Raw genomic sequence first — 25,724 nt, forward strand, 5'->3', positions numbered from 1 at the left:
CGAGACCAGGTCGGCCGGGTGCGGCCGACCACGATGGGTCGGACCGCACGCGGCCGGGCATGACGAAGCCGCCGTGCGCGCGGTGCACCCGCTGCGCACGGCGGCCTCTGCGCGCGGCGACCCCACCGCGCGTGCCACGCCGACGGACAGCGACCCCACTATCCGCGGCGGGACAACCGCCGGGCGCGGAGCCGGTCGGCGAGGATCGCCAGCCCGAGCACGACGCCCAGCACGATGTTCGTGTAGTCGGCGTTGACCGCGAGTGCGATCATGCCGTCGTTGATCAGCTCCAGCAGCACGGCGCCCGCGACGATGCCGAGGATCCGCCCCTGCCCGCCGACCAGGGAGACCCCGCCGATCACCGCGGCCGCGATGGCGGACAGCTCCCAGCCGACGCCGACGGTCGGGGAGCCGACACCCATCCGGCCGGCCACCAGCACGCCGCCGAACCCGGCCAGCAGCGAGCTGGTGACGTACATGGCGATGATCCGCCGGTCGCCGCGAATGCCGGCCAGCCGGGCGGCCTCCTTGTTGCCGCCCACCGCGTACACCTGGCGGCCCGCGTACGTGCGCTCCAGGAAGAACCAGGCCGCGATCGCGATCACGGTGAACAGCGCGGCAGGCAGCGGGACTTGGGCCACGAAGGTCTGGCTGAGGTCGCCGAAGAGGCTGGAGATGCCGACCACCGGGATGCCGGAGGTGATCGCCAGCGACGCGCCCTGGGCGACGGTGTAGGTGACCAGGGTGGTGACGAACGGTGGCATGGCGAGCTTGGTGACGGCCAGCCCGTGGACCCACCCGACCAGGCCGGTGAGGGCCAGGGTGCAGAGGATCGCCAGCCCGGCCGGCATCCCGGCCTTGACGTTGAACCACGCGGCGAGCACCACGGACAGGCCGAGCAGCGCGCCCACCGACAGGTCGATGCCGCCGGTCAGGATGACCAGTGACTCGCCGATCGCGATGACCCCGTACTGCGCCAGGTCCGCGCCCATGTTCTGCAGGTTGACCGCCCCGGCGAAGGCCGGCTTGGCGATCGCCAGGCCCGTGAAGAGCAGCACGCAGGCGACCACCACACCCACCTCGGGGCTGCGCGCGAGCCGACTCAGCGCCGATTCGCCCGCGATGCTCCCGGACTGCTCCCGCTTCCCGGCCGGAGCCGGTGCCGTACCGGTGCTCATGTCGAAACCTCCGTCCCCGCCGCGGCGGTCATGATGATCTCCTTGCTGAACCGGTCGCGCGGGATGTCCGCGACGATCCGGCCGTGCGCCATCACCACGATCCGGTGGCAGATCCACAGCAGTTCCTCCAGTTCGGAGGAGGCCGCGAGGACCGCGAGCCCCTCTTTGGCGGCGTCGTCGATCAGCCGGTAGATGTCCGCCTTCGCGCCGACGTCCACCCCTCGGGTGGGTTCGTCGAGCAGCAGAACCCGGGGGCGCGCGGCCAGCCAGCGGCCGAAGACCACCTTCTGCTGGTTGCCTCCGGACAGGTCGCCGATCGGCTGCTCCGGGCTGTGCAGGCGGACCCTGAGGTCCCGGATGATCCGGTCGGCGTGCGCGCGGTCGGCGCGCGGGGTGAGCACGCCGCGGCGGCTGATCCCGCGCAGGGTGGTCAGGGTGGCGTTCCAGCGCACCGAGTGGGTGAGGACCAGCGCCTGCTGTTTGCGGTCCTCCGGCACCAGGCCGATGCCGGCCGCCACCGCGTCGGCGGGGTGCCTGGGGTGGAAGTCCGCTCCGCCGAGGGTGACCGTGCCGCCGGTGCTCGGTTGGGCGCCCATGAGGGTGTGCAGCAGGCGGCTGCGGCCGGAGCCCATCAGCCCGGCCACGCCGACGATCTCGCCGGCCCGCAGGTCGAGGTCGACCGGGCCGAGAGCGTCGGCCGTCAGGCCGCGGGCGGACAGCACGGTGGCCCGGTCGGCCGGCGGCGGGGTGACGTCGATCCGGGTCAGTTCGCTGCCGACCATCTCGCGGATCAGCCGTTCCTCGGTGGCCTCCTGCGGGGTGAGGTCGGCGACCAGTCGCCCGCTCCGCAGGACGATCACCCGGTCGGCCAACTCCCGTACCTCGTCCAGGCGGTGGCCGATGAACAGGACGCAGCCGCCGGCCGCCGCGTGGCGCTTCGCGAGGTCGAGGACCTGTCGTGCCTCGACCGGGCCCAGTGAGGAGGTCGGCTCGTCCAGGATCAGCACCAGGGGGCGCTGCCCCCAGGCCTTCGCGATCTCGATCATCTGGCGCACCGGGACCGGCAGTTGTTCTACCTGCTGGTCGACGTCGACCGCGACGCCGACCTCGTCGAGCAGCTCGCGGGCCGCTCGGCGGGTGCCGCCGCGGTCGAAGAGCCAGCGGCCCAGCGGTCGTTGGTCCGCGCCGTCGGGGCGGCGGCCGAGCAGCAGGTTCTCGGCCACCGACAACTGCCCGACCAGCGGGAACTCCTGGGCCACCAGCGCGACTCCGAGGGCCTTGGCGTGGTCGGGGCGGCCGCCGTGCAGCGGGCGGCCGTCGACCAGTACCGCTCCGGTGCTGGGCGTGACGGTGCCGGAGAGCACGCCCATCAGGGTGGACTTGCCCGCGCCGTTCTCCCCGACCACCCCGACGATCTGCCCCTTCGCCAGCTCCAGCTCGGGCAGGTCCAGCACGGTGACCGGCCCGTAGCTCTTGCTGACGCCGCGCAGGGCGATGGCGGCGTCGGTCCCGGTGGTCATCCGTTGATGCCGAGCTTGGCCAGCATGGACTGGTAGTCGGCGAGGTTGGCCTGGGTGAGCACGCCGACCCCGGAGCTGAGGGTGGTGCCGTCGGATTCCAGGTAGGGCTTGACCAGGGCCATGGTGGCGTCCTTGCCGAGCACCTTGAGGGCGGCGAGCAGGTAGGCGCCGGTGTACCCCTGCTGGTAGGGCTGCTGGAGGATGCTGGCCTGGATGACGCCCTTCTTGATGAAGTCGAGGGTCTGCGGGTCGCTGTCGTCGCAGACGACCTTGATCGTGCCGCTCTTGCCCGAGGACTGGACTGCCTGGCCGGCTGCGGGGCCGTCGTAGGAGTAGACGCCGTAGATGCCGTTGACGCCGGGGTCGGTCTGGAAGGCGTTCTCGGCGTTCGAGAGGGCCTTGGACTGGTCCATGCCGTCGCTGATCTTCTGGAGCACCTTGACGTCCGAGCCCTTGAGTGCGTCCTCGAAGCCCTGGATGCGCTCGACGGCGTTGGAGGCGGTGAGCGAGCCGACCAGGACCACCACCTGGCCCTTGCCGCCGAGGGCGGCCTTCATCGCCTCGCCGGCCTTCTGCCCGGCCTGGTAGTTCGGGGTGCCGAGGTAGAGCGCCGCGCCGTCCTCAGGGGGCAGCGGGGAGTCGATGGCGAGGACCGGGACGCCGGCGCTGGTGTAGGAGTCGATCGGGGCCTTGACGGCGGTGGCGTCGATCGCCGACACCTCCAGGCCGGTGAGGTTCTGCGAGTGCAGCGCGGAGAGCATGGAGAGCTGCTGGTCGAGCCGGCCGTTCGCGGGGGCTTGGAAGGTGCCCTTGATGGACAGGTCGCTGGTGCCCTTGTTGAAGCCGATCTTGCCGGCGTTCCAGTAGTCGACCGCGACGTTGACCACCATGGCCTCGTTGAGCTGCGAGAGGTCCTGGCCGGCGAGGGCGTCCTTGATCGACTGGTCCAGTTCGGCGAGGTTGGCGTCGTTGAAGGTGATGTCGCCCTGGATGCTCACGGCGGTGGCGCCGGAGGTGGTGGGGCTCGCGGCGCCGGCGCCCTGCTTGCTGCAGGCGGCGGCGGACAGCACCACGGAGGTGGCCGCAAGCAGGACGGTGAGCCGGATGAGTCCTGAGCCTCGGCGGGGGGCGGTTCGGCGGGGCGGGATTGCGGTGCGCACGGTGCTGTCCTCTCGGTGGGCCGTACCGGGTGGGGAACGGCGGGTCACGGGTGCCAGTGGGGCTCGGGGTGCCGGCGTGGTGGAGGCGGGCGTGCTGGAGGCGGTCGTGTTGCACGGGCGTTTCAGCGGGTGGCGAGTATTGTTAGCGCTCACACAGCTGGGCGTCAACGGGTCGGCAGGAGTTGGGTGTTCGAGCCCCCGTCGATGGCCCGACGGGTCGTCGTGTCGGCAGTCGGTTCGGGGTGCGGTGCTTGGACGCGCCTCGTGCGCGCCCTTGTCAGCGCTCTTGACAGGGTGATTGTTAGCGCTAACAATTTGCCTGCCGTCGGGTGCGGGGCTCCGCCGGCGACCGGCAACGACACCGGACACCCCTCGGAGCGAAGGACCAGACGTGACCGTGCCAACCGTCAACCCGGGCGCGGACCCGGACCGCTACGTCGTCGGCATCGACTTCGGCACGCTCTCCGGTCGGGCCGTGGTGGTCCGGGTGCGGGACGGCGAGGAGCTCGGGACCGCCGTCCACGAGTACCCGCACGCCGTCATCGAGCAGCGGCTGCCCGGCACCGGCGCGGCGCTGCCCCCGGACTGGGCGCTCCAGCACCCCGCGGACTGGCGCGAGGTGCTGCGCACCGCCGTCCCCGCCGCGGTGGCCGCCGCGGGCGTGGACCCCGCCCGGATCATCGGCATCGCCACCGACTTCACCGCCTGCACGGTGCTGCCCGCCCGCGCCGACGGCACCGCGCTCGCCGAGCTCCCGCAGTGGACCGAACGCCCGCACGCCTGGCCCAAGTTGTGGAAGCACCACGCCGCGCAGGAGCAGGCCGACCGCATCAACGCCCTGGCCCACGCCCGCGGAGAGAAGTGGATCGCGCGCTACGGCGGCAAGGTCTCCGCGGAGTGGCAGTACGCCAAGGCGCTGCAACTGCTGGAGGAGGACCCCGAGGTCTACGCGGCCTGCGAGCGCTGGATCGAGGCCGCCGACTGGATCGTCTGGCAGCTCACCGGCACCGAGAGCCGCAACGCCTGCACCGCCGGCTACAAGGGCCTGTACCAGGACGGCGGTTACCCGAGCGAGGACTACCTCGCCGCTCTGCACCCGCAGTTCGCCGACTTCGCCCGCACCCGGCTGGAGCACCCGCTGGCCGCGCTCGGCTCCCGGGTCGGCTCGCTGACCGCCGAGGCGGCCGGCTGGACCGGCCTGCCGGAGGGCATCGCGGTCGCCGCCGGCAACGTGGACGCCCACGTGGCCGCGCCCGCCGCGCGGGCCGTGGAGAACGGGCAGCTGCTCGCCATCATGGGCACCTCCACCTGCCACGTGGTCAACGGGGCCGCGCCGGCCGAGGTACCCGGCATCTGCGGCGTGGTCGAGAACGGCATCGTCACCGGCAGCTACGGCTACGAGGCCGGCCAGAGCGCCGTCGGCGACATCTTCGCGTGGTGGCTGCGCCAGGGCCTGCCCGCCGACTACCTCGCCGAGGCCGAGGCCGCCGGCGAGGACGCGCACCAGCTGCTCACCCGCAAGGCCGCGGGCCAACCCGTGGGCGGGCACGGCCTGGTGGTGCTGGACTGGCTGAACGGCAACCGCAGCACTTTGGTCGACCACGACCTCTCCGGTGTGATCGTCGGCCTCACCCTGGCCACCCGTCCGGAGGAGGTCTACCGCGCCCTGCTGGAGGCCACCGCGTTCGGCACCCGGGTCATCGTGGAGGCACTCGAGCAGGGCGGGGTGCCGGTCACCGAGTACATCGTCACCGGCGGCCTCGGCAAGAACGCCCTGCTGATGCAGATCCACGCCGACGTGCTGCGCCGGCCGGTCTCGCTCGCCGTGTCCGAGCAGGGGCCGGCCCTCGGCTCCGCCATCCACGCCGCCGTCGCCGCCGGGGCCCACCCCGACGTGCGGGCCGCCGCGGCGGCGATGGGCCGGGTTCGCCCCGCCGCGTACCGGCCCGACCCGGAGCGGGCCGACGCGTACGACCGGCTCTACGCCGAGTACCGCGCCCTGCACGACCGGTTCGCCACCGATGGCACCCTGCACCGGCTGCGCCGCATCCGCAACGCCGCCCTGGCAGCAGCCGGCGGCACCGCCCCGACCGACCGCACTGACCTGACCGCCCCGAGCGAGGCACCGTGACCACGACCATCGAGACGATCCGCCGCCAGGTCAGCGACCTGCACCAGGAGTTGGTGCGCTACGGCCTGGTGGTCTGGACCGCGGGCAACGTCTCCGCCCGCGTCCCGGGCGAGGACCTGCTGGTGATCAAGCCCAGCGGCGTCCCGTACGAAGAGCTGTCGCCGGAGAACATGATCGTCTGCGACCTGGACGGCAACGTGGTGGAGGGCAAGCACTGGCCCTCCTCCGACACCGCCGCGCACGCCTACGTCTACCGCCACCTGCCCGAGGTCGGGGGAGTGGTGCACACCCACTCCACCTACGCCTGCGCCTGGGCGGCCCGTGGCGAGGCGGTGCCCTGCGTGCTCACCGCGATGGCCGACGAGTTCGGCGCCGAGATCCCCGTCGGCCCGTTCGCGCTGATCGGCGACGACTCGATCGGCCGGGGGATCGTGGAAACCCTCAGCGGCCACCGCTCGTCGGCCGTCCTGATGAAGAGCCACGGCGTCTTCACCATCGGCAAGGACGCCAAGGCCGCGGTCAAGGCGGCCGTGATGTGCGAGGACGTGGCGCGCACCGTGCACATCTCCCGCCAGCTGGGCGATCCGCTGCCGATCGCCCAGGCGGACATCGACAGCCTCAACCACCGCTACCGACACGTCTACGGCCAGCGCCCCGCGGCCCAGTGAGGAGCCAGCATTGAACCGGACCAACGAGGGACCCGAGATCTGGTTCCTGACCGGCAGTCAGGAGATGTACGGCGAAGAGACGTTGCGCCAGGTCGCCGAGCAGTCCCAGCAGATCGCGACCGCGCTGGGGCAGTCGTCCGAGCTGCCCGTCAGGCTGGTCTGGCGGCCCGTGCTCACCAGCGACTCGGCGATCCGCCGGGTCTGCCTGGAGGCCGACGCCGACGACAACTGCATCGGCCTGATCACCTGGATGCACACCTTCTCGCCGGCCAAGATGTGGATCACCGGCCTGTCCGGGCTGCGCAAGCCGCTGCTGCACCTGCACACCCAGGCCAACGTCGACCTGCCGTGGCAGTCCATCGACATGGACTTCATGAACCTGAACCAGGCCGCCCACGGCGACCGCGAGTTCGGCTTCGTGCAGACCAGGCTCGGGGTGGCCCGCAAGACCGTCGTCGGGCACGTCAGCGACCCGGCCGTGACCGCTCGGATCGCCGCCTGGGCCCGGGCCGCCACCGGCCGGGCCGAGCTGCGGAGCCTGCGGCTGGCCCGCTTCGGCGACAACATGCGCGACGTCGCCGTCACCGAGGGCGACAAGGTCGAGGCGCAGCGGCGGTTCGGCGTCTCGGTCAACACCTACGGCGTCAACGACCTGGTGGCGGCGGTGGATTCCACCTTGGACAAGGGAGTCGGCACGCTGGTCGAGGAGTACCAGGAGACCTACCGCCTCGCGCCCGAACTGCGCGCGGACGGCGCGCGGCACGACTCGCTGCGCTACGCGGCCCGGATCGAGGTAGGCCTGCGCGGCTTCCTCGAGGCGGGCGGCTTCAAGGCCTTCACCACCAACTTCGAGGACCTCGGCGGCCTGCGCCAGCTGCCCGGGCTCGCCGTGCAGCGACTGATGGCCGACGGCTACGGCTTCGGCGGCGAGGGCGACTGGAAGACCTCGCTGCTGCTGCGGACCCTCAAGGCGATGGCCGCCGGCCGGCCCGGGGGCACCTCCTTCATGGAGGACTACACCTACCACCTGGAGCCCGGACGGGAGTTGGTGCTCGGGGCGCACATGCTGGAGGTCTGCCCGAGCATCGCCTCCGGTACGCCGTCCTGCGAGATCCATCCGCTGTCCATCGGCGGCCGGGAGGACCCGGTCCGGCTGGTCTTCGACGCCGAACCGGGCCCGGCCGTGGTGGTCGGCCTGGCCGACCTCGGGGACCGGTTCCGGCTGGTCGCCAACGAGATCGACGTGGTCGAGCCGTCGGCGCCACTGCCCAACCTGCCGGTCGCCAGGGCGGTCTGGCGTCCCCGCCCGGACCTGCGCAGCTCGGCAGAGGCCTGGCTGACGGCCGGCGCGCCCCACCACACCGTGCTCTCCAGCGCGGTCGGCACCGAGGAGCTGGACGACCTCGCGGAGATGCTCGGGGTCGAGCTGCTGGTGATCGACGCCGACACCACGACCCGCCGGTTCACCCGGGAGCTGCGCTGGAACCAGGCCTACCACCGCCTGGCGCAGGGGTTCTGAGCCGGTGCCGCGTCAGGCAACCTTCGCGACGGGGGCGCAGGTTGCCTGACGCGGCACCGGTGACGGGCCCGGGTGGCGGGGCTGCTGCTCCGTGGTCCGGGCCCGTCGTGAGTTGGTGACGATCAGTCAGCCGAGGTCCATTGCTGGTTGGTGGCGCCGGAGCAGGTCCACAGCTGGGCCAGGGCGCCGTTGGCGGTGGAGGCGCCGGTGACGTCCAGGCACAGGCCGGACTGGACGCCGGTGACGCTGCCGTCCGAGTTCAGGTGCCACTGCTGGTTGGACTGGCCGTTGCAGGGCCACACGTCCACCTTGGTGCCGTTGGTGGCGCCCCTGCCGTAGGCGTCCAGGCACAGCTGGCTGCTGCCACTGTAGACGGTGAGCTGGTCGGAGGAGGTGTGCGTCCAGGTCTGGTTCGAACCGCCCCAGCAGTCGTAGATCTGCACCTGGGTGCCGGCCGTGGTCGAGGCGTTCGGCACGTCCAGGCACCTGCCCGCACCCACCGCCCGCAACGCACCACTGCTACCGCCGCCGCCCGGGCCCGAACCGCCGCCGAGGGCGGAGAGCGCCGCGCCGTAGGCGGGCTTGGGCTGGTCGTTGTCGTCGTACATGGTGGCGGCGCCGTAGCCGGGGAAGGTGCCGGGGATCCAGGAGTGCGCGTCGTCCACGCCCCACTGGGAGACGCCGACGCAGCCGCTGACGGCGAGGCAGCCGCGCACCACGGTGGCGTAGTCGGTGGCCTGCTGGGCCAGGGCGCTGCCGCCGGCCGGGAGTTGGACGCGGTCGTCGAGCTCGGTGACGGCGACGTCGAGGCCGAGGTTGGCGAAGCGCTGCATGTTGGCCTGCATGTCGCCGGGCACCTGGCCGAGGATGAAGTGGCTCTCGAAGCCGATGCCGTCGAGCGGGACGCCCTGGGACTTCAGCTGGGAGGCCAGGGTGTAGAGGGCGTTGCTCTTGGGGTTCTCGCCCTCGATGTTGTAGTCGTTGAGGTAGAGCTTGGCGTTGGGGTCGGCGGCGTGGGCGGTGCGCAGGGCGTCGGCGATGTAGCCGGGGCCCATCGCGTTGTAGAAGGCGTCCTGGCGCAGGCTGCCGTCGTCGTTGAACGGCTCGTTGACGACGTCCCAGGAGTAGACCTGGCCCTTGTAGTGGGCGGCCTCGGTGGTGATGTGGGACTCCATCGCGCCCTGGACCTGGTTGCCGGGCAGGTTGCTGACCCAGGAGGGGAGCTGGGCGTGCCAGACCAGGTTGTGGCCGCGCACCCGCATGCCGTTTGCCTTGGCGAAGTTGACGATCTGGTCGCCGGGACCGAAGTTGTAGCTGCCGGGCGCGGGTTCGGTGGTGTCCCACTTCATCTCGTTGCCGGGGGTCACCATGTCGAACTGGGCGGCGGCGACGCTGGTTTCGCCGCTCACGCCGAGATCGCCGTCGGTCAGCGCGGTGCCGAAGTAGCGGGAGTCCGATTCGGCTGCGGCTCGCAGTGTCGTGCCGGTCGCGGCGGTGGCGGGAGCGGTCGCGGCCGGCAGGCCGACCACGACTGCCAGCGTGGCGGCGAGCGCGACGGCCCGGGCACGGTGCGGTGCCCTCGGTGCAGGTTTGAGATGCATGTTCGACCTCCAGTGGTTGTTCCAGGCGAAGGCGCACGCCGACGGCGACGGCACGGCACGGCGTGCCGGCCGTGCGGGTCACGGGGTGCGCAGGGGGTGGGGGATGGCGGATCGCCATGGCCGTCCGGCAACGGCACTCGGCGGGAGCGGCTCCCGTGGCCAGGAAAGCCGCAATCCGAATGAGGCGTCAAGAATCGGTTGAAAGTTTCGGCAATACTTCGAACCTTCGAGGCCCCGCGGCGGTGGGCGGCCGAGCAGGCCCGGGATCTGCGGCCGAGGTGACCAAACCCGGTTCCTGCGCAACCACTTGACAGTTGGTCATGCACACTGCACCGTCTCCTCCCATGACATCCTTCCCGTGGACCGGCATCCCGGAGCAAGGATGTTAGCGCTAACAACCCTACCCGTTCGCGCTACCAGGGAGAATCCCGGATGAAGATACCCCATGCCTGGCGCCGCCTCCGGCGGCCGCTGCGGACCACCGCCCTCGCCCGAGCGGGCGCCGCGATGACCATCGTCCTCGGTGCGCTGGTCACCGCCGGAACCACGGCCGGGCCGGCTCAGGCCGCCACCCAGGGGCCGTGCGACATCTACGCCGCGGGCGGCACGCCGTGCGTGGCCGCGCACTCCACCACGCGGGCGCTGTACGGCTCCTACGACGGCCCGCTCTACCAGGTGCGGCGCGCCTCCGACGGCGCGACCTCGGACATCGGCCTGCTGAGCACCGGCGGCTACGCCGACGCTGCGGCGCAGGACGCCTTCTGCGCCGGCACCAGCTGCGTCATCACCGTCATCTACGACCAGTCCGGTCGGCACAACAACCTCACCCAGGGGCCCGGCGGCGGGGCCGCCCCCAACGCCGACAACCTGGCCAACGCCACCGCCGCGCCGATCACCCTGGGCGGGCACCAGGCATACGGCGTCTACATCGCCCCCGGCACCGGCTACCGCGACGACAACACCAACGGGATCGCCACCGGCGACCAGGCGGAGGGCATGTACGCGGTCCTGGACGGCACGCACTACAACGGCGGCTGCTGCTTCGACTACGGCAACGCCGAGACCAGCAACCACGACGACGGCAACGGCACCATGGAGGCCGTCTACTTCGGCAACATCAAGGTCTGGGGCTACGGCAGCGGCAACGGACCGTGGGTGATGGCCGATCAGGAGAACGGCCTGTTCTCCGGGGTGAACGCCGGCTACAACGCCAACGACCCGAGCGTCAACGACCGGTTCCTGACCGCCATGGTCAAGGGCGAGCCCAACCAGTGGGCGATCCGCTCCGGCAACGCGCAGTCCGGCGGCCTGGCCACCGGCTACAGCGGAGCGCGCCCCAACGTCCCCGGCTACAACCCGATGCACAAGGAGGGCGCCATCATCCTGGGCATCGGCGGCGACAACAGCAACGGCGCCGACGGCACGTTCTACGAGGGCGTGATGACCTCGGGCTACCCGGGCGACGCCACCGAGAACGCCGTCCAGGCCGACATCACCGCCGCCGGCTACGGCACCTCCAACGGGGTCGCCAGTGGTGCGTTGCGGGCGGTGGGTGCGGGCAGGTGCCTGGACGTGCCGAACGCCTCGACCACGGCCGGCACCCAGGTGCAGATCTACGACTGCTGGGGCGGTTCGAACCAGACCTGGACGCACACCTCCTCCGACCAGCTCACCGTCTACAGCGGCAGCAGCCAGCTGTGCCTGGACGCCTACGGCAGGGGCGCCACCAACGGCACCAAGGTGGACGTGTGGCCCTGCAATGGCCAGTCCAACCAGCAGTGGCACCTGAACTCGGACGGCAGCGTCACCGGCGTCCAGTCCGGCCTGTGCCTGGACGTCACCGGCGCCTCCACCGCCAACGGCGCCCTGGCCCAGCTGTGGACCTGCTCCGGCGCCACCAACCAGCAGTGGACCCTCGGCTGAGGCCGGTTTGACAGGGTTAGTGTGAGCGTTAACAATCGTGCTCGACACCAATGAGAGCTCCGCCGGTCGAACGTGGCTGCCCCCCAGCCAGGTTGGACCGGCGGCCCGGATCCGCCCCTCTGAGGGCAGAGAGCGGGACGGAGCCTGTCGCCGGTGCGCTCCCGCCCTCCCCGGACGCCAGCGCACCGGCGGCGGGTGACGGCGAGGCCTCGCGTTCCGACAAGTCGAGGGAGCGGCCCGTGCCGGGAGACACACACTCGTTCCACGGTGATCTGGCGGTCACTCAGAATGCCGTCGCCACGCTGCCGGACGGCAGACATGTGACCCGGTGGGTGTTCGGACCGGATGACGCTCTACGCACCGGTGAAGCACGTGACCAGCCGCGGTGGCACGCTCAACAGTCCGCTGCTGACCGTCGAGTGCTGGTCCCCGGCCGAGAACGTGATCGGGGTGCGCACCACCCACCACGCCGGCTCGGTGCGGCGCGGACCGGAGTTCGCGCTGCCCGGCGCGGAGCAGGGCACCGGCAAGGTGCGGCGGGACGGGGAGGTGGTGGAGCTCGTCGCCGGTGACCTGGCGCTGCGGGTGGACACCGCCCGGCCCTGGAACCTGGAGTTCACCGCCGACGGACAGGTGCTGACCTCGGTGGGCGAGCGCGGTACCGGCTTCGTCACCGACCCGGCCGGGGCGGCACCACATGCTCGGTCAACTCAGTCTGGGTGTAGGTGAGTTGGTCTACGGTCTGGGCGGGCGCTTCACGCCGTTCATCCGCAACGGCCAGGTGGTGGACATCTGGCAGGCCGACGGCGGCACCAGCAGCGAGCAGGCCTACAAGAACATCCCCTTCCACCTGACCAACCGCGGCTACGGCGTCTTCGTCAACCACCCCGGCAAGGTCAGCTACGAGGTCGGCTCCGAGTCGGTCGGCCAGGTGCAGTTCAGCGTCGAGGACCAGGCGCTGGAGTACTTCGTGGTGTACGGCCCGACGCCGACGGAGATCCTGCAGCGGTACACCGCGCTCACCGGCCGGCCCCCGCCCTGCCGCCGGCCTGGGCCCTGGGCCTGTGGCTGACCACCTCCTTCACCACCGACTACGACGAGGCCACCGTCAACCGCTTCGTCGGCGGCATGGCCGAGCGCGGCATTCCGCTCAGCGTGTTCCACTTCGACTGCTTCTGGATGAGCGGCTACCAGTGGAGCGACTTCCGCTGGGACGGGGAGACCTTCCCCGACCCGGAGGGCATGCTCGCCAGGCTCAAGGAGCAGGGGCTGCGCATCTGCCTGTGGATCAACCCGTACATCGCGCAGAAGTCCGCCCCGTTCGAGGAGGGCATGCGCGAGGGCTACCTGGTCCGCCGCGCCGACGGCACCGTCTGGCAGTGGGACCTCTGGCAGCCGGGCATGGCCCTGGTCGACTTCACCAACCCCGCCGCCACCGCCTGGTACACCAACAAGCTGCGGCAGTTGCTGGGGCAGGGGGTGGACTGTTTCAAGACCGACTTCGGCGAGCGCATCCCCACCGAGGTCGTTTGGCACGACGGCTCCGACCCGGAGCGGATGCACAACTACTACACCCACCTGTACAACCGGGCCGTCTTCGAGCTGCTGCGCGAGGAGCGCGGTGAGGGCGAGGCGCTGCTCTTCGCCCGCTCCGCCACCGCCGGCGGCCAGCAGTACCCGGTGCACTGGGGCGGCGACTGCGAGTCGCACTTCAACGCCATGGCCGAGTCGCTGCGCGGGGGACTCTTAGACCGACCGGCAAATGGTGGGCGGCGTCGCGACGCCCGGGCTGTCGCCTGGACGGCTTCTCCTCAGTCGCCAATGCTCCGCAGTGGCTCCCTCGTCGGCACCGCCCAGACTCGGCCCGGACGCCGCTCCTTCCTCCACCCACCATGTGCCGGTCGGTCTTACTCGGCCTGAATTCCCCACATCTCCCTGGAGCTGACCATGGGAGCCGGTCCGGAGCAGTACGGCTCCGGACCGGCTCAAGCTCCGGACCGGCTGAGGAGGATCCCGACGGCTTCGGCGACGTCGTCGACCTCGTGGTCGGGTGCCGGCTGGTCGTCGGGCCAGGTCCGGTCGCGGCGGATCCAGATGGTGCCGAGCCCCGCACCGCGGCCCCCGGCGATGTCGTGGGTGCTGCTGTCGCCGATCTTCCAACCACCCCGGTCGAGCGTGGTTCCGCAGCGTTGCGCGGCCAGCCGGAAGATCGCGGGGTCGGGTTTGCGGATCCCGACCTCGTCCGAGATGCACCAGGTGTCCACCAGGGCCGCGAGGCCGGTGCGGTGGATCTTGCCCCGCTGGTTGTCCGTCATCCCGTTGGTCACGATGGCCGTCTTCCAACCGGCGGCCCGCAGTTCACCGAGAGCCGCGAGGTCCGAGGGACGGCAGCGAGCCAGCTCGGGCATGCGCCGACGGAACTGACTCCAGAGGTCCTCCGCCGACGGGGCCAGCCCGAACTCCAGCCGCGTGCGACGGAAGAAGCCGTCCATCGGGCCGGTGTTGAGGCTGTCCGCGTGGACCAACCAGGTGCGTGCCGCGCCGTCGAGCCGGTGCTCGGTGACGAACTCGTCGAGCCAGGCGGCGAAGGCGGCATCACGGTCGATGAGCGTGTTGTCGAGGTCGAAGAGCGCCAGTCGCTGCACGCGGTCAGTCTCTCACGGTGGATCTGGTGAGTACGTGCCACTGCCCGCAGACAGTGGCACGTACTCGGTCAGCGGGCGCCGAGCAGGTGCTCCAGGGCGAGCTGGTCGAGCTGCTCGAAGGCCATGCCTCGGGCGGCGGCCGCGTCGACGTCGAACTCCTCGAAGGCGGTGCGGTCGGCGAGCAGGCCGGCCAGGCCGTCCTCGGCGGTGCGGGCGGCGAGTTCGGGCAGGCGCGAGGCCGCCAGCGCGGCCTGGACCTCGGGGTCGGCCCGGAAGGCGCGGGAACGCTCGGCGAGCAGCAGGTAGTTGCGCATGCAGCCGGCGGCCGAGGCCCAGACGCCGTCGAAGTCCTCGGTGCGCGGGGGCTTGAAGTCGAAGTGCTTCGGGCCCTCGTAGCCGGCCGACTCCAGCAGGTCGACCAGCCAGAAGGCCTGGCGCAGGTCGCCGGCGCCGAACCGGAAGTCCTGGTCGTACTTGATGCCCGACTGGCCGTTGAGGTCGATGTGGAAGAGCTTGCCGTGCCACAGCACCTGGGCGATGCCGTGTGGGAAGTTCAGTCCGGCCATCTGCTCGTGGCCGACCTCCGGGTTGACGCCGACCCGCTCGGGGCGCTCCAGCTCGTTGATGAAGGCGAGCGCGTGGCCGACGGTCGGGAGCAGGATGTCGCCGCGCGGCTCGTTGGGCTTGGGCTCGATGGCGAAGCGCAGGTCGTAACCCTGCTGCTCGACGTACTCGCCGAGCAGGTCGAAGGCCTCCTTGAGCCGGTCGAGCGCGGTGCGCACGTCCTTCGCGGCGCCGGACTCGGCGCCCTCGCGGCCGCCCCAGGCGACGTAGACCGAGGCGCCGAGCTCGGCGGCCAGGTCGATGTTGCGGATGGTCTTGCGCAGCGCGTAGCGGCGCACGTCGCGGTCGTTGGCGGTGAACGCGCCGTCCTTGAAGACGGGGTGGGTGAACAGGTTGGTGGTGGCCATCGGCACCTTGAGGCCGGCCGTGTCCAGGGCGGCGCGGAACCGCTTGACGGTCTGCTCGCGCTCGGCCTGCGAGGCGCCGAACGGGATCAGGTCGTCATCGTGGAAGGTGACGCCGTACGCGCCGAGCCCGGCGAGCCGCTGCACGGTCTCGACCGGGTCGAGGGCCGGCCGGGTGGCGTCGCCGAACGGGTCCCGGCCCTGCCAGCCGACGGTCCACAGGCCGAAGGTGAACTTGTCGGCCGGGGTGGGGACGAGGGGGTCGCTGGTCACTGCTGGCTCCGATCACTGCCTGGCTTGGACATTTTTCGCCCGGGACCTGTTTGTCAGGGCAAAAAACAAATTAGTATGCCGAGGCGTCAGAAGGAACCCCCCAGACGGAGGAACGCATGGCAGTACAGCGAGTTGTGATCGGCGTCGACAGCTCCACCCAGTCCACCAAGGCCATCGCCGTCGATGTCGCCACCGGGACCGTGCTCGGTCAGGGGCGCGCCGCGCACACGGTCAGCGAGGGTGCCGGGCGCGAGAGCGACCCCGAACAGTGGTGGCAGGCGTTCGGCGAGGCGGTGGCCGGGACCGGGTGGGCGGACCTCGCGGTCGCCGTGTCGGTCGCCGGCCAGCAGCACGGGCTGGTCGCCCTCGACGCGGCCGGCCGGCCGGTCCGCCCGGCCCTGCTCTGGAACGACGTCCGGTCCGCGCCCCAGGCCGCGCAGCTGCGGGACGGGTTCGGCCGGGAGGAGATCGCCCATCGCACCGGCAGCGTCCCGACCGCCGCGTTCACCGCCGCCAAGTGGGCCTGGCTGCGCGCCAACGAGCCCGCCGCCGCCGACCGGGTGGCCGCCGTCCGGCTGCCCCACGACTTCCTGACGGAGCGCCTGACCGGCGAGCCGGCCACCGACCGCGGGGATGCCTCGGGAACCGGTTGGTGGGGCCCGGACGGCTACGACCGGGAGATCCTCGACCGGATCGGCCTCGGCCCGGCGCTGCTGCCGCCGGTCCTCGAACCGGGCACGGCGGTCGGCTTCGTCGGCCCCGGCCTGCCGCTGCGGCAGGGGGCGCTGGTCGCCACCGGGACCGGCGACAACATGGCCGCCGCGCTCGGACTCGGCCTGGCACCCGGTCAGCCGGTACTCAGCCTCGGCACCTCCGGCACCGTCTACGCCGTCGGCCGCAAGCGCCCCACCGACCCGAGCGGCATCGTGGCCGGCTTCGCCGACGCCCTCGGCGGCTGGCTGCCGCTCGCCTGCACGCTCAACTGCACCCTGGCCGTCGACCGCTTCGCCGCGCTCCTCGGACGCGGCCGGGACGAGGTCGAGGAGGGCGGCACGGCGGTGGTGCTGCCCTACCTCGACGGCGAACGCACCCCCGACCTGCCGGGCGCCTCCGGCCTGGTGCACGGCCTGCGCCACGACACCACCCCGGGCCAGCTGCTCCAGGCCGCCTACGACGGCGCCGCGCACGCCCTGCTCACCGCGCTGGACGACGTGCTGGGCGTGGGGGGCGAGAGCCCCGACCAGGACGTACCGCTGCTGCTGATCGGCGGCGGCGCCCGCGGGCGGGCCTGGCAGCGGACCGTGCTGCGCCTGAGCGGTCGCGCCGTCCAGGTGCCGGCCGCCGAGGAACTGGTCGCGCTCGGTGCCGCCGCGCAGGCGGCCGCGCTGGTCACCGGGGAGCCGGCCGACGTCGTGGCCCGCCGCTGGCGGACCGCCGAAGGCCTGTTGCTGGAGGCGGTGGCGCGGGACGGCGAGGCGCTTGAGAGGATCACGGATACCCTGCGCCGGGCGGGAGCGTTGCAGGGCGCCCCGGCGCGGGACCAGTAGGAGGGCAGGCGCGAGGTGGCGGTCGGCGGAGTGAGCAGGCACCCGGAGGGCGGGCCGGCCTCGCAGCAGGACATGCGCCGGCAGAACCTCGCGGTGGTGCTCGGCACGATCGCCGGGCAGGGCCCGCTCGCCCGGCTCTCCCGGGCGGACGTCGCCGGCCTCACCGGGCTGACCAGGGCGGCCGTCTCCTCGCTGGTCGACGAGCTGATCGGCCGCGGCGCGCTGACCGAGGCGGAGACCGCGCCGAGCGGCCGGGTCGGTCGGCCCGGCCGGGCGCTGGCCGTGAGCGACCGGGGACCGGCGGGTCTCGGACTGGAGGTCGGCGTCACGCACCTGGGCGCTTGCGTCGTGGACCTGCGCGGCGAGCCCCGGGTGTGGCGGCGGGTGGAGCGGGCCAGCGCCGGCCGGCCGGTCGGGGAGGTGCTGGCGGAGGTCGCCGCGCTGGGCGCCGAGGCGCAGGCCGAGGCGGCCGGGCTCGGACTGCGCGTCGAGGGCCGGGTGCTGGCCGTGCCCGGGGTGGTGCCGAGCGCGGAGCCGGGCCTGGTCGAGCACGCCCCCAACCTTGGCTGGCACGCCGTCCGACCTGCCGACCACTGGCCCGACCCGGACACCGTGCCCGAGCCGGAGAACGAGGCCAACCTCGGTGCGCTGGCCGAGTACTGGCAAGGCGAGCACGGCGCCGAGACCTTCGTGCACGTCTCCGCCGAGGCCGGGATCGGCGCCGCGCTGATCGTCGACGGGCAGCTGTTCCGCGGCGCCCGCGGCTTCGCCGGCGAACTCGGGCACATCCCCGTCCACCCGGACGGCCTGCCCTGCCCCTGCGGTTCGCGCGGGTGCCTGGAGCAGTACGCGGGCGAGGCGGCCGTGCTGCGCGAGGCCGGGCTTGCCGGGGCGGAGGACCCGGTCGCCCTACTGGCCGAGCGGGCGGGCGCGGGGGACCCGGCGGCGCTGCGCGCGCTGGACCGGGCGGGCCGTGCCCTGGGTCTGGCCCTCGCCTCCGCGGTGAACCTGATCGACCCGGACGGGCTCGTGCTGGGCGGCGCCTATGCCGAGCTCGCCGACTGGCTGCTGCCGGCGGTCCGCGCGGAGCTGGCCGCCCGGGTCACGGTCCGGCCCTGGCCGCCCGGAGCCCTGCGCCCCTCGACGCTGGGGCGGCGCGGCGCGCTGCTCGGCGCGGCCCTGCTGACGACCCGTCAGCTGATCGCCGACCCGACCCGGCTGCCCCTGGCCTGACCGGCCCGGGGGCGTCCCGGCCCGGCGTGCATAATGACCGGTCAGACATCGGATCACTGGGAGGCACTGACGTGGCCGTGACGGACGAGGCGATCGAGAAGATCAAGGCGATGATCCTCTCCGGCCTGCTCAAGCCCGGCGACCGGCTGCCCAAGGAGCCCGACCTGGCGGCGCAGCTGGGGCTCTCGCGCAACTCGCTGCGGGAGGCGGTGAAGGCCCTGTCGCTGCTCAACGTGCTCGACGTGCGGCAGGGCGACGGCACCTACGTGACCAGCCTGGAGCCCTCGCTGCTGCTGGAGGCGCTCACCTTCATCCTGGACCTGCACCAGGACGAGTCGGTGGTGGAGCTGTTCCAGGTGCGGGCGGTGCTGGAGTCCGCGGCCTCCGGGCTGGCGGCCCAGTGGGCGACCGAGGAGCAGCTGGCCGAGCTGGCCGGGCTGCTCGACAGCCTTGGGGCGGACCCGACGGTCGAGGAACTGGTCGCCAACGACCTGGAGTTCCACCGCCTGATCGCCCGGGCCGGCGGCAACGCCGTGCTCGCCTCCCTGCTGGACTCGCTGGCGCACCGCACGGCCCGGGCCCGGATCTGGCGGGGCGTCACGCAGGAGCAGGCGGTGGAGCGCACCATGGCCGAGCACCGCGGGCTGCTCGACGCGCTGGTCGCGCACGACGTGGAGGCGGCCAAGGCGCGGGCGGCGGTGCACGTCGGCGGCGTGGTGGAGTGGCTGCGCAAGGCACTCTGAGGACACGGGTGGCCGCCGACGCGAGCCCGCGGCGGCGGCGAAAAAAATCTGAGTGGGCGGCAACCTTTTGGCGTCGGGCGACCACTGAGGAGTGCAAAGGCATTGGCGGGCCGCAGTCAGCGCGCCCCGCCCGGCCGAATCCACACACTCCGATCGGGAGCCACACGTGTCACCTGACGACCCGACCCCCGCCGCGCAGTCCCTGCCCCGGGCCCGTACGCACCGCCGCGGCCGTGCCCTGCGCCGCATCGCGGCGTTGGCGGCGGCCACCCTGCTGGCCGGGGCCGGCGCGGGCGCCCTGGCGCCAGGGGCGAGCGCCGTGTCGACCGTCGCCGTCACCATCGACGCCGGTACCTCGCTGGGCACGGTGCCCAGCACCGGTGTCGGCCTCAACACGGCCGTCTACGACCCGAACATGAACGACCCCAAGGCGTCCTGGCTGATCAAGGACGCCGGCATCCGGGAGCTGCGCTACCCGGGCGGCTCGGACGCGGACGGCTACCACTGGCAGACCCGCACGCTCGCCGAGAACGGCTGGGTCGCGCCGGGCACCGACTTCGACAGCTTCATGGCCAACGCGAAGGCGATCGGTGCCCAGCCGATCATCACCGCCAACTACGGCTCCGGCACGCCCCAGGAGGCCGCCGACTGGGTCAAGTACGCCAACGTCACCAAGGGCTACGGCGTGAAGTACTGGGAGATCGGCAACGAGGTCTACGGCAACGGGCACTACCAGAACGGAAACGGCTGGGAGTACGACACCCACGCCGACAAGAGCCCGAAGGAGTACGCCACCAACCTGGTCGCCTACGCGCAGGCGATGAAGGCCGTGGACCCGACGGTGAAGATCGGGGCGGTGCTCACCACCCCGGGCGGCTACCCGGACGGGACGACGGGCGCCGGCGACAGCACTGACTGGAACAACACGGTGCTCTCCATCGCGGGCAAGTCGATCGACTTCGTGATCGTGCACTGGTACCCGGGCGGCACCGGCACGGCCGACCTGCTGAACACTCCCGACCGGATCCCCGGCATCACGTCCGCGCTGCGCTCCCTGATCGCCAAGTACGCCGGCCCGCGCGCCGGTTCGGTGGAGATCGCGGTCACCGAGACCGACGGCGACTTCTCGCCGGCCAAGACCAGCCAGGCCGCGGCCCTGTACGCGCCGGACACCTACATGAGCTGGTTCGAGCACGGGGCCGTCAACGTGGACTGGTGGGACCTGCACAATGGGCCGGGCAAGCCGACCACCGTCAACGGCGAGACCGACTACCAGGACGAGGGCGTGCTCTCCTCCGGGACCTGCTCCGGCGGGACTCCCTGCGAACCGGCCGCCGAAACGCCGTTCCCCACCTACTGGGGCATCCGCTCGCTGACCGCGCTGGCCCAGCCCGGTGACACCATGGTCAAGTCGTCCTCGGCGAACCCGTCGGTGGCCGTGCACGCGGTGCGCACCGCCAACGGCGGCCTGAACGTGATGCTGATCAACAAGGACCCGCAGAACGCGGCCCAGGTGTCGCTCTCCTACACCGGATACACCCCGGCCCCGGGCGCGGTCACCACCGTCGCCTACACCAAGGGCGCCACCGCCCTGACCACGGCGGCGCAGGGCACAGCGGCCGGTCAGACGCTGCCGCCGTACTCGATCACCACCCTCCAGCTCAAGCCCGCCTCGGCGACCGGCGTGGCCAGCCCGTCGCCCGCCGCCCCGCCGACCGCGGCGGCTCCCGTTCCCACCGCCACCAGCACGGTGGGCAGCCGCGCCCAGTCCGAGGCCGGCGGAGCCGTCAGCCGGCCCGCCCAGGGGAGCGCGGGCGCCTCGCCGACCGCCAAGCCGAGCGGGAGCAGCACGGCCGGCGGCCTGGCCTTCACCGGGATGGGCGCCGGGGTCCTGTACAGCGCCGTCGGCGGCCTGATCGCCGTCGCCGCCGGCTGTGTGCTGGTGCTGCGCGGACACCGCCGCGGGGGCGCCCACGGCAAGTGACACCGCGTCAGGCCGACGGCCCGGCAGCACCCCACCCACCAGCGGGGCGCGCGCCGGGCCGTCGGCCTGAGGTGCTTCCTTCGAATGTTTCGAAGGGTTTCGCGCCCACTGGCCGCCGGGCAACCCGGTGATCGACGGAACCCTCGGCGCGCTGGGGCTGACCGGCCGGATCATTCGAGGCCGGCGGCGCGGGGGCCGGCGCCGTCGGTGAGCCAGTCCTCCACCGCAGCGACGTGCACCGCGCTGGCGCCGGCCGCGAGCACCGCGTCTCGGGAGGCGAGGGCCCGCCAGATCGCCTGGTGCTCGCGGTGGGCCCGCTCGCGCGCTGCCGTGTGGCTCGTACCGCGGATGATGCGCAGGCGCTGGGTGTGGGTGGAGAGGATGCCCAGCAGGGTGGAGAGGACCGGGTTGCCGACGGCGTCGGCGATGGTGCGGTGGAATTCGATGTCGAGCTCGACGAACTCCTCGATGCCGGCGGCCTCGGCACTGCGGTCGAGGACGGCCGCCAGGGTGGCGAGCTGTTCCGCGGTCAGCAGGCCGGCCGCGAGGGCGGCGGCCTGTGGCTCCAGCAGCCGCCTGACCTGGAGGAGTTGGCGGGCGTTGTGACCGTGCGAGACGTCGGCGGCGAAGGTCATCGCCTCCAGCAGGAGGTGTGGTTCGAGGCCGGAGACGTAGGTGCCGTCGCCCTGCTTGGCCACGAGGATCCGCATCGCCGTCAGGGCTCGGACGGCCTCGCGCAGTGAACTGCGGGACAGTCCTAGTTGCTCGGAGAGGTCGGACTCGTTGGGCAGCCGTGCCCCGGGACGCAGGGCACCGCTGACGATCATTTCCTTGATCCGTTCGATCGCCTGGTCGGTGACCGTCATGGCCGACTGCCTCCCCGGCGCCGAGGGCCCGTCACTCCTGCTTCTCGCCGGAGGCGAAGCGGGAGATGATCAGCGCGAGGATGATGATCGCGCCGTTGAGGAACTGGTTCCACAGCGGCGGCACGCCCGCCAGGGTCATGACGTTGACGACCAGTTGGAGGGTGAGCACGCCGGTGAGGGCTCCGAAGAGGGTGCCGCGGCCGCCGTTGAGGCTGACGCCGCCGATCACGGTGGCGGCGAAGACCTGGAAGATCCAGCCGTTGCCCTGGTCGGCGGAGATCGAGCCGTAGTGGCCGGTGTAGAGGACGCCGGCGAAGGCGGCGAGCGTGCCGCCGAGGATCAGCACGATCCAGGTGATCCGGTCCACCCGGATGCCCGCGGCGCGCGCTGCCTCGGCGTTGCCGCCGATCGCGTAGAGCGCCCGGCCGTGCCGCAGCCAGGCGAGTGCGCAGCCGCCGAGCAGGAAGAGCAGGGCGCAGATCCAGATCGCGGCCGGTGCGCCGAGCCAGCTGGCGGAGCCGAGGTAGCGGAAGGAGGCGGGCACGTTGACGATCGACTGGCCCTGGGAGACGGCGACCTGGAGGCCGCGCAGCAGGGTGAGTGCGCCGAGCGTGACGATGAAGCCGTTGAGGCGCAGTTTGAGGATCAGGAAGCCGTTGATCGCGCCGATCACGGCGCCGACGGCGAGGCAGAGCGGGATGGCGGTCCAGCTCGGGAAGAGGCCGATGCCGTTGAAGCGGCCGCCGTGGTCGGGCAGCACCAGCCACATCGCGATCACCGGGGCGACGCCGATGGTGGACTCCAGCGAGAGGTCCATCCGGCCGGCGATCAGGATCAGCGCCTCGGCCAGCACCAGCAGGCTCAGCTCGGTGGCCTGCTGGCCGACGCCGAGCAGATTGTCGGTGGTCAGAAAGGCGGGCGAGACCGCGAAGCCGATGACGCCCAGCACCAGCAGGACGGGTACCAGCGACAGGTCGCGGAAGCGGGCGAGGTCGAGCCGGCGTCCGGCCGGTGCCGGCGTCACGGTGGCCGGGGCTCCGCTGAGTTCAGTGCTGGGTGACATGGTCTTCCTTCGTGTCGTCGTCCTTCGTGCCGGTCGGGCCGGCGGCCATCCCCTCCATGGCGGTGACCAGTTGTTCGTCGCGCCATCCGTGGTCGAACTCGGCGACGATCCGGCCGTGGAACATCGCCAGCACCCGGTCGCAGACCCGCAGGTCGTCGAGTTCGTCGGAGACGATCAGTGCGGCCTTCCCGCTGTCGGCGACCTGGCGGATGGTGCCGAGCAGGGACTCCTTGGACTTGATGTCCACGCCGTTGGTCGGCCGGATGGCGACCAGCACGTGCGGCTGGGTGGCGAGCGCGCGGGCGATGACCACCTTCTGCTGGTTGCCGCCGGACAGGTCCGAGACCGGGGTGGCGGGGCCGGGCGTCTTGATGTCCAGGTCGGCGATCATGCGCTCGGCGAAGGCCCGGGTGCGCGAGGGCAGCACGGTGCCGTACGGGCCGAGCTGGTCGGTGACGGTGAGGGTGGCGTTCTCGGCGACGCTGCGCTGCGGGACCAGGCCCTGCAGGTGGCGGTCCTCCGGCACGAAGCCGATGCCGGCGGCGAGAGCGGCCGGGACCCGGCCGGGGCGTACCGGGCGGCCGGCCACCGTGATCGTGCCCTCCTTGGGGCGGTGCAGGCCGGCCAGGGTCTCGCCGACCTGGACGTTGCCGCTGGCAGCGGAACCGGCCAGGCCCACCACCTCGCCGGCCCGGGCGGTCAGCGAGAGATCCTGGTAGGCGCCGGCCAGGCTGAGTCCTGCGGCCCGCAGGAGTGGCTCGCTGTCTGCCGCAGTACGGCCCGTCACCGACCAGGCGGGCTCGGTCCCTTGTGCGGCCTCGCCGGTCATCGCCTCGACCAGGGCCTGCTGGCCGAGCTCGGCGACCGGGGCGGTGAGGATGTGGCGGGCGTCGCGGTAGACCGTGACCGTGCCGCAAAGCTCGTAGACCTCCTGGAGGTGGTGCGAGATGAACAGGAACGCGACGCCCTGCTCCTGGAGCTCGCGCAGCTTGGCGAAGAGCCGCTCGATACCACGGGCGTCGAGCTTGGCGGTGGGCTCGTCGAGGATGATGAAGCGGGCGCCGAACGAGAGTGCGCGGGCGATCTCGATGAACTGGCGCTGCTCCACCGTCAGTTGCTCGGCGCGGGCCCGGGGGTCCACGTCCACGCCGTACTCGGCGAGCAGCTCGGAGGCGCGGGCCCGCAGGCGGCTCCAGCTGACCGGACGCAGCGCGGTGCTGCTCTGCCGGTTGAGGAAGAGGTTCTCGGCGACGGTGAGCGCCGGGATGATGGTGGAGCGCTGGTAGACGCAGGCGACCTTGGAACGCCAGGCGTCGGTGTCGCCCGGCGTCGGGGCCGGTTCGCCGTTGAAGCGCAGCGTGCCGGTGTCGGCGGGCTGAAGGCCCGTCAGGATCGAGACGAGGGTGGATTTGCCCGCGCCGTTGCGCCCGACCAGGGCGTGCGACTCGCCGGGGGAGACGGTGATGCGGGCGTCGCGCAGCGCGACGGTGGCGCCGAAGCGCTTGCTGATCCCGTCGGCTTCGACGACGGGGCTGGGGTCCGCCATGGCGGGTGTCCTTTCGCGGTGGTGCCCGTGTGCGGCTCGTCCGGACCGGTGGCGCGGCCGCCGCCGGGCGCGGAAGCCGGTCAGTGGCCGACGTTGTTGCCCCAGAGGGACTTGTCGTCCACGTTGTCCTTGGTGACCAGCGGGGCGGGCAGTTGGTCCTCCAGCCCGTTGGGAATGGCCACGATGGTCGATCCGTGGTCGGTGGGGCCGGGCTGGAAGGTCTTGCCCTCGGCGGCGGCCTCGGCGTAGTAGAGGGCGTACTTGGCGTACAGGTCGGCCGGCTGGCTGATGGTGGCGTCGATCTGGCCCTGGCGGATCGCGTCGAACTCCTGCGGGATGCCGTCGTTGGAGACGATGGTGATGTGGCCGGGCTGGCCGGCCGGCTTGAGCAGGCCCTTCTGCTGGAGCAGCGCGAGGGTGGGCTGCAGGAAGACGCCACCGGCCTGCATGTAGATGCCGTTCAGGTCCGGGTTCTGGGCGAGGGTGGTCTGCAGCTTGCTGGAGGCGACCGAGCCGTCCCAGTTGGTGGCCAGCTCGATCACCTGGATGCCGGGGAACTCGCTCTTCATGCAGGAGGCGAAGGCCTCGGAGCGGTCGCGGCCGTTGATCGAGGTGAGGTCGCCCTGGAGTTCGGCGACCTTGCCCTTGCCGTTCAGCTGCTTGCCGAGGAACTCGCAGGCCTTGGTGCCGTACGCCTTGTTGTCCGCGCGCACCACCATGTACACCTGCCCCTTGTCCGGGCGGGTGTCGACGCTGATCACGGGGATGTGCTTGCTCGCGAGGGTGTCCAGCGTGGAGGCGATCGCGCCGGTGTCCTGCGGGGCCATCACCACGGCCTTGGCACCGGTGTTCTCGAACACCTGGACGTTGGCGACCAGCTTGGTGACGTCGTTCTGCGAGTTGGTCACCGGCAGGGTGTCGAGGCCCTGGGACGAGACGTTCGACTTGATGTACTGCGCGTACGAGTTCCAGAAGTCGGAGTCGGCGCGGGGCAGGTCGATGCCGAGCTTCGGCTTCCCGCTCGCCGAGCCGGACGAGCTGCCGCGGTTGCAGCCCGTGGCGAAGCCTGCGAGTACGACGACGGCGGCGGCGGTGGCCGCGATTCTGGCGGAGCGAGACTTCATGGTGGGTGGGTCTCCTTGGCTGGGAAGGCCTG

Annotated in this window: 18 protein-coding genes and 1 pseudogene; 9 read left to right on the forward strand and 10 right to left on the reverse strand. The window is 72.1% G+C overall.

The genetic code is table 11. The features are described 5' to 3' along the window. Positions 1–158: 158 nt before the first annotated feature. Genes P3T34_RS38370 through P3T34_RS38380 form a run of 3 tightly spaced genes read right to left on the reverse strand, consistent with a single transcriptional unit; the run spans position 159 to position 3,858 of the window. Positions 159–1,178 (reverse strand): ABC transporter permease, encoded by a 1,020-nt coding sequence (locus tag P3T34_RS38370; RefSeq protein WP_280671264.1) that lies wholly within the window; start codon positions 1,176–1,178, stop codon positions 159–161. After that, positions 1,175–2,698: a sugar ABC transporter ATP-binding protein gene (locus P3T34_RS38375; protein ID WP_280671266.1), complete on the reverse strand. Its 1,524-nt coding sequence runs from the start codon at positions 2,696–2,698 to the stop codon at positions 1,175–1,177. Before P3T34_RS38375 ends, P3T34_RS38370 begins: the two co-directional genes overlap by 4 nt. Beyond that, positions 2,695–3,858: a substrate-binding domain-containing protein gene (locus tag P3T34_RS38380; protein ID WP_280671268.1), complete on the reverse strand. Its 1,164-nt coding sequence runs from the start codon at positions 3,856–3,858 to the stop codon at positions 2,695–2,697. Before P3T34_RS38380 ends, P3T34_RS38375 begins: the two co-directional genes overlap by 4 nt. Before the next feature lie 391 nt (positions 3,859–4,249). Between P3T34_RS38380 and P3T34_RS38385 the strand changes: the two genes are divergently transcribed. From P3T34_RS38385 to araA, 3 genes are read left to right on the forward strand one after another with little or no spacing between them, the layout of a single operon-like run. Continuing rightward, positions 4,250–5,989 (forward strand): ribulokinase, encoded by a 1,740-nt coding sequence (locus tag P3T34_RS38385; RefSeq protein ID WP_280671270.1) that lies wholly within the window; start codon positions 4,250–4,252, stop codon positions 5,987–5,989. Then, entirely contained in the window at positions 5,986–6,657 is a 672-nt protein-coding gene (locus tag P3T34_RS38390; RefSeq protein WP_280671272.1) for an L-ribulose-5-phosphate 4-epimerase, read from the forward strand. Before P3T34_RS38385 ends, P3T34_RS38390 begins: the two co-directional genes overlap by 4 nt. Before the next feature lie 10 nt (positions 6,658–6,667). Next, complete coding sequence (araA, locus tag P3T34_RS38395) at positions 6,668–8,176, forward strand: L-arabinose isomerase (RefSeq protein WP_280671274.1); 1,509 nt, start codon at positions 6,668–6,670, stop codon at positions 8,174–8,176. A 122-nt stretch (positions 8,177–8,298) separates the two neighbouring features. Here araA and P3T34_RS38400 read toward each other — a convergent pair whose 3' ends face one another. Beyond that, positions 8,299–9,777: an endo-1,4-beta-xylanase gene (locus tag P3T34_RS38400; RefSeq protein ID WP_280671276.1), complete on the reverse strand. Its 1,479-nt coding sequence runs from the start codon at positions 9,775–9,777 to the stop codon at positions 8,299–8,301. 507 nt (positions 9,778–10,284) lie between these two features. On the opposite strand from P3T34_RS38400, the gene P3T34_RS38405 reads away from it, so the two are divergent. Both P3T34_RS38405 and yicI read left to right on the forward strand, forming a co-directional pair. Next, positions 10,285–11,700 carry an arabinofuranosidase catalytic domain-containing protein gene (locus P3T34_RS38405; protein WP_280672658.1) on the forward strand — a complete coding sequence of 472 codons (1,416 nt, stop codon included), beginning with the start codon at positions 10,285–10,287 and terminating at the stop codon, positions 11,698–11,700. Positions 11,701–12,036: 336 nt separating this feature from the next. After that, positions 12,037–13,446, forward strand: a pseudogene (gene yicI / locus P3T34_RS38410) (alpha-xylosidase); the annotation flags it as partial. Between the two features lie 239 nt (positions 13,447–13,685). Here yicI and P3T34_RS38415 read toward each other — a convergent pair. Next, on the reverse strand, positions 13,686–14,345 hold the full coding sequence (locus P3T34_RS38415) for an HAD family hydrolase (RefSeq protein WP_280671278.1): 660 nt from the start codon (positions 14,343–14,345) through the stop codon (positions 13,686–13,688). Positions 14,346–14,413: 68 nt separating this feature from the next. Then, on the reverse strand, positions 14,414–15,586 hold the full coding sequence (gene xylA / locus P3T34_RS38420) for a xylose isomerase (protein WP_280671280.1): 1,173 nt from the start codon (positions 15,584–15,586) through the stop codon (positions 14,414–14,416). A 116-nt stretch (positions 15,587–15,702) separates the two neighbouring features. Here xylA and xylB point away from each other — a divergent pair, with 116 nt between their 5' ends. From xylB to P3T34_RS38440, 4 genes are all read left to right on the forward strand, one after another. Next, entirely contained in the window at positions 15,703–17,133 is a 1,431-nt protein-coding gene (gene xylB / locus P3T34_RS38425; protein ID WP_280671281.1) for a xylulokinase, read from the forward strand. A gap of 72 nt (positions 17,134–17,205) precedes the next feature. After that, complete coding sequence (locus P3T34_RS38430) at positions 17,206–18,366, forward strand: ROK family protein (RefSeq protein ID WP_280672660.1); 1,161 nt, start codon at positions 17,206–17,208, stop codon at positions 18,364–18,366. 71 nt (positions 18,367–18,437) lie between these two features. After that, on the forward strand, positions 18,438–19,109 hold the full coding sequence (locus P3T34_RS38435; protein WP_280671283.1) for a FadR/GntR family transcriptional regulator: 672 nt from the start codon (positions 18,438–18,440) through the stop codon (positions 19,107–19,109). Positions 19,110–19,275: 166 nt separating this feature from the next. Beyond that, positions 19,276–21,093 carry a cellulose-binding protein gene (locus P3T34_RS38440; RefSeq protein WP_280671285.1) on the forward strand — a complete coding sequence of 606 codons (1,818 nt, stop codon included), beginning with the start codon at positions 19,276–19,278 and terminating at the stop codon, positions 21,091–21,093. Positions 21,094–21,263: 170 nt separating this feature from the next. Here the strand turns inward: P3T34_RS38440 and P3T34_RS38445 are convergent, their stop codons facing one another. The 4 genes from P3T34_RS38445 to P3T34_RS38460 form a co-directional block, all read right to left on the reverse strand. After that, a complete protein-coding gene (locus P3T34_RS38445; RefSeq protein WP_280671287.1) occupies positions 21,264–21,959 on the reverse strand; it encodes a FadR/GntR family transcriptional regulator in 696 nt (231 codons plus the stop codon). A gap of 31 nt (positions 21,960–21,990) precedes the next feature. Next, the gene (locus P3T34_RS38450) at positions 21,991–23,022 is read right to left on the reverse strand and encodes an ABC transporter permease (protein WP_280671289.1); all 1,032 of its coding nucleotides are present in this window, start codon (positions 23,020–23,022) and stop codon (positions 21,991–21,993) included. After that, the gene (locus P3T34_RS38455) at positions 23,006–24,568 is read right to left on the reverse strand and encodes a sugar ABC transporter ATP-binding protein (RefSeq protein ID WP_280671291.1); all 1,563 of its coding nucleotides are present in this window, start codon (positions 24,566–24,568) and stop codon (positions 23,006–23,008) included. Before P3T34_RS38455 ends, P3T34_RS38450 begins: the two co-directional genes overlap by 17 nt. Before the next feature lie 80 nt (positions 24,569–24,648). Then, positions 24,649–25,692 (reverse strand): sugar ABC transporter substrate-binding protein, encoded by a 1,044-nt coding sequence (locus P3T34_RS38460; protein WP_280671293.1) that lies wholly within the window; start codon positions 25,690–25,692, stop codon positions 24,649–24,651. Between the last annotated feature and the right edge of the window lie 32 nt (positions 25,693–25,724).

Source organism: Kitasatospora sp. MAP12-44, assembly GCF_029892095.1.
Classification (GTDB): domain Bacteria; phylum Actinomycetota; class Actinomycetes; order Streptomycetales; family Streptomycetaceae; genus Kitasatospora.

Coding starts and splice junctions, on each gene's coding strand:
- P3T34_RS38445 (WP_280671287.1), bottom strand. CDS start 21,959: ATGACGGTCACCGACCAGGCGATCGAACGGATCAAGGAAATGATCGTC.
- P3T34_RS38400 (WP_280671276.1), bottom strand. CDS start 9,777: ATGCATCTCAAACCTGCACCGAGGGCACCGCACCGTGCCCGGGCCGTC.
- P3T34_RS38450 (WP_280671289.1), bottom strand. CDS start 23,022: ATGTCACCCAGCACTGAACTCAGCGGAGCCCCGGCCACCGTGACGCCG.
- P3T34_RS38375 (WP_280671266.1), bottom strand. CDS start 2,698: ATGACCACCGGGACCGACGCCGCCATCGCCCTGCGCGGCGTCAGCAAG.
- P3T34_RS38460 (WP_280671293.1), bottom strand. CDS start 25,692: ATGAAGTCTCGCTCCGCCAGAATCGCGGCCACCGCCGCCGCCGTCGTC.
- xylB (WP_280671281.1), top strand. CDS start 15,703: ATGGCAGTACAGCGAGTTGTGATCGGCGTCGACAGCTCCACCCAGTCC.
- P3T34_RS38405 (WP_280672658.1), top strand. CDS start 10,285: ATGACCATCGTCCTCGGTGCGCTGGTCACCGCCGGAACCACGGCCGGG.
- P3T34_RS38455 (WP_280671291.1), bottom strand. CDS start 24,568: ATGGCGGACCCCAGCCCCGTCGTCGAAGCCGACGGGATCAGCAAGCGC.
- P3T34_RS38430 (WP_280672660.1), top strand. CDS start 17,206: ATGCGCCGGCAGAACCTCGCGGTGGTGCTCGGCACGATCGCCGGGCAG.
- P3T34_RS38370 (WP_280671264.1), bottom strand. CDS start 1,178: ATGAGCACCGGTACGGCACCGGCTCCGGCCGGGAAGCGGGAGCAGTCC.